General features: G+C 65.9%; 2 protein-coding genes. Both read left to right on the top strand.

Annotation, left to right across the window (positions count from 1 at the left end; all coding sequences use genetic code 11):
- A partial coding sequence (locus tag VKN16_05810) for a hypothetical protein (GenBank protein HME93712.1) occupies window positions 1-987 on the top strand: 987 nt, incomplete at its 5' end.
- Window positions 963-3,704 (top strand): protein kinase, encoded by a 2,742-nt coding sequence (locus VKN16_05805; protein HME93711.1) that lies wholly within the window; start codon window positions 963-965, stop codon window positions 3,702-3,704. The genes VKN16_05810 and VKN16_05805, both read left to right, overlap by 25 nt.
- Window positions 3,705-3,793: the final 89 nt, after the last annotated feature.

Below are 3,793 nucleotides of genomic sequence, written 5' to 3'. Positions count from 1 at the left end.
CAAACGGGGACCGCCGCCGCCGTCTCGGAGTCCGGTACGCTCGTTTACCAGGATCCTTCCGGCCTTGCCAACTCGAAGCTCGAGCTGATCGATGTGACAGGGAAGCGCACGCAGCTGCGCGACGCAGACCGGTTCGGTGCGCTGCGGTATTCGCCAAACGGGCGCAGCATCGCCGTGGCGATCCGGGCCGGGACTGGCACCCCGACGCTCGCCGACGGCTGGGACATCTGGGTCGTCGATCTGGCGACGAAGGAGGCAACGCGAGTGACAAGTACCGGGGCTGCCTCTGCCCCCGAGTGGTCGCCCGACGGCACTCACCTCATCTATGTCGCGACGGTGAGCGGCACGAGTGAAGTCTGGTCGACACCGCTTGACGGAAGCGCGATTCCGTCGCGCCTCGTCAAGATCGAAGGTGACGTCATCTCCGCGGTCCCGACTCCGGATCGTCGATCGGTAATAGTGTCTAGGTGGGCCAGGGGTGACGCCCGAATAGAGCTGCTCCGCGTAGCCCTCGATGGCTCGCGGATCGACACACTGGTGACTCCGAAGGGTTCGAGCGATTTGCGGCCGATATCACCTCGGGTCTCGCCCGACGGGCGCCTTGTCGCCTTCGCTGATCGCAGCAAACGTGGCGTGCACGTCCGAGACCTGGACGGAAAAGGAGAGATTCAGATCTCCACCGACGGAGGATGTTGTCCGCTATGGGCTCCCGACAGTCGTCGAGTGTTCTTCCGAAATGTCGACCGCCTCGTCGCCGTCGATCTCCGGATAGCGCCTGCGCTCGGCGTGATTGGCCGAAGCACCAGCGCCGGCTTCTGGTCGAGGGATGTGATATCCACCGCATACGAGGATGTGTACTACGATCTCTCGCCTGACGGTCGAACCTTCGTCGCCGCGACGCCGGTAAGAACCGATACCAAAGTCCTGGTCGCGTTCAACTGGGGAGAGGAGCTGCGACGCGAGTGGCGGGCAGGGTCGAGGAAATGACCATCATTTCCGACCGCCTCACAGCTGCGCTTGCCGATCGCTACCGGATTGTACGCGAGCTCGGTCAGGGGGGCATGGCTACCGTCTATCTCGCCGAGGATATCAAGCACGACCGTAAGGTCGCGCTCAAGGTGTTGAAGCCAGAGCTGGCGGCCGTGCTGGGCGCAGAGCGTTTCGTCATCGAGATCAAGACCACGGCAGCACTGCAGCATCCGCACATCCTGCCGCTCTTCGATTCAGGAACTGCCGACGGCTTTCTGTACTACGTGATGCCGTTCATCGACGGAGAGACGCTACGCTCGAAGCTCGATCGCGAAACGCAGCTCGCCATCGATGAAGCGGTGAAGATCGCGACCAACGTTGCCGACGCGCTCGATTACGCGCACCGGCATGGAGTGATTCATCGCGACATCAAGCCCGAGAACATCCTGCTTCATGATGGCCGTCCGATGGTCGCCGACTTCGGGATCGCGCTCGCCCTCTCGGCGGCGGCGGGCGGGAGGATGACCGAGACGGGCATGAGTCTCGGCACTCCGCACTACATGAGCCCCGAGCAGGCGACGGCCGACAAGGAGATCACCGGCCGGAGCGATATCTACTCGCTGGGCAGCGTTCTCTACGAGATGCTGGCGGGCCAGCCGCCGCATCTCGGCGGCTCGGCCCAGCAGATCATCATGAAAATCATCGCCGAGCACTCGGCACCGGTGACGCAGTATCGCCGTTCGGTGCCCGCGAATGTGGCGGCGGCGGTAGCCAGAGCACTGGAGAAGCTCCCGGCCGACCGTTTCGCCTCGGCCGCCGAGTTCGCAGCCGCGCTGACCAACCCGGCGTTCCGGGGCACGGGCCCGGCCGCGACCGGGATGCATGACACGGCTGGCAGCTGGCAGCGGCGCGCGGCCGTGCCCGCGCTCACCGCCGCAGCACTGCTCACCGTGGCGTTGGGGTGGAGCCTCCTCCGCCCCGCCGCGCCGCTTCCGGTCGCACGCTATCGCGTCGAGCTGCCCAAAGGGCAGGAGCTGTCCAGCACCCTCTGGTCACGGCTCTCGGTGTCGCCCGACGGATCACGGCTCGTCTATGTGGGCAATTCCAAAGCTAGCTCTCAGCTCTTCGTGCGGACGCGCGACCAGCTCGACGCGACGGCACTCCCCGGAACGGACGGGGCCATCAACCCGGCGATATCCCCGAACGGAACCAGTGTCGCGTTCATGGACCGCGTCAACGGCGACGTCAAGGTGATATCCCTCGCCGGTGGCGCTCCGGTCAGCATCACCGACTCGCTGGTCGGAGCGCCGGGCGTCGCGTGGGGCTCGGACGGATTCATCTATTACGACCGGCTGGGCATCGGGCCCCTGATGCGGGTCCCGGAGGGCGGTGGCGCAGCCCAGGGCATCGGGCAGCTCGATTCGGCACGCGGAGAGTTGCAGCACTCGTGGCCCGACGTTCTGCCGAACGGCCGGGGAGTGATCATGACCGTGAGCCGCGGCGGACCGGGAGCAATGGGCAGTTCGGCGGACGAAATCGCCGTGCTCGACCTGGCCACCGGCAAGCACCGCGCGCTGGTGCGCGGCATCTTCGCGCGGTATGCGCATTCCGGCCACCTGCTGTACGTCACGGCCGAGGGGTCGCTTATGGGCGTGCCGTTCGACCAGGACCGGATGACGATCACGGGTGACGCCGTGCTCCTCGCGGAAGGTGTCGGAGTGCGTATCGGTGGTGGCGCGGTGGATCTGGCCGTGTCCAGCAACGGGTCGCTCTGGTACGCGGCGGGAGGGGTCGCAGAGGAGGGGACACTCGAGCCAGTATGGGTGGGACGGGATGGAGTCGCGACGCCGGTGACAGACCGATGGTCCGGGCTGATTCAGGATCCGGTACTGTCGCCGGACGGGAAGCGGCTCGCCGTGCGGATCCGCGACCTTCAATCGCAGGTGTGGGTCAAGGAGCTCGATCAGGGGCCGCTGGCCAAGCTCACCATCGAGGGCACGTACAACGCCAGGCCCGCGTGGGCGCCGGACGGCCGATCGCTCGCCTTCGTCTCGGCGGCGGGCCCACCTGCCGGCGATCACGATCTCTATCAGCGGAGTGCCGATGGAAGTCGGGCGGCCACACCGCTGCTGGACGAGAAGCGATCGGTCGAAGAGGTGACCTTCTCGCCTGATGGCCGGTGGCTGGTGTACCGTGTCGGGTCCAAGGTAGGCGATCAGGATCTGTATGCACGCCGAGTCGGGACGGACTCGTCGATCGCGCTGGTGGCGACGCGCGCCGACGAGACTTCGCCCGTGGTGTCACCGGATGGACGGTGGCTCGCCTATGTTTCCAACGAAGGAGGCAGGACGGAGGTGTATGTGAGCCCGTTCCCGAACGCCGCAGACGGGCGCTGGCAGATTTCCGCCCAGGGCGGGCAGGAACCTGTCTGGGCCCACTCCGGTCGCGAGCTGTTCTACCGCGCGGCGACAGGTCGCCCAAGCGCGGTAAACGACCCGGGCGCCCTGCAGATGGTCATGGAGCTCAAGCCCGGGCTCACCTTCGTGCCGGGGCCGCGCCGGGTGCTCTTTCCCTTGACTCGATTCTCACTCGATCCTGGCCATCAGCAGTACTCGGTGACGCCGGACGACAAGCGATTTCTGATGATTCGCGCCACGGAGTCCGATCGGTCCGACCACCTGGTCGTGGTGGAGAACTTCTTCGAAGTGCTGCGGGCGCGGATGGGCCACCGATGAGCCGGGAGTCACTGTGAGCAATACTGCAGTGTTACATCGCGCCTGACACACGCTGACGCTGGCAAGCGACTTCAATGGAATTCAGCCCA

The organism is Candidatus Methylomirabilota bacterium (assembly GCA_035315345.1).
Lineage (GTDB): Bacteria > Methylomirabilota > Methylomirabilia > Rokubacteriales > CSP1-6 > CAMLFJ01.
Note: the sequence above shows the minus strand (reverse complement) of the source record. Positions and strands in the feature narration are given on the sequence as shown.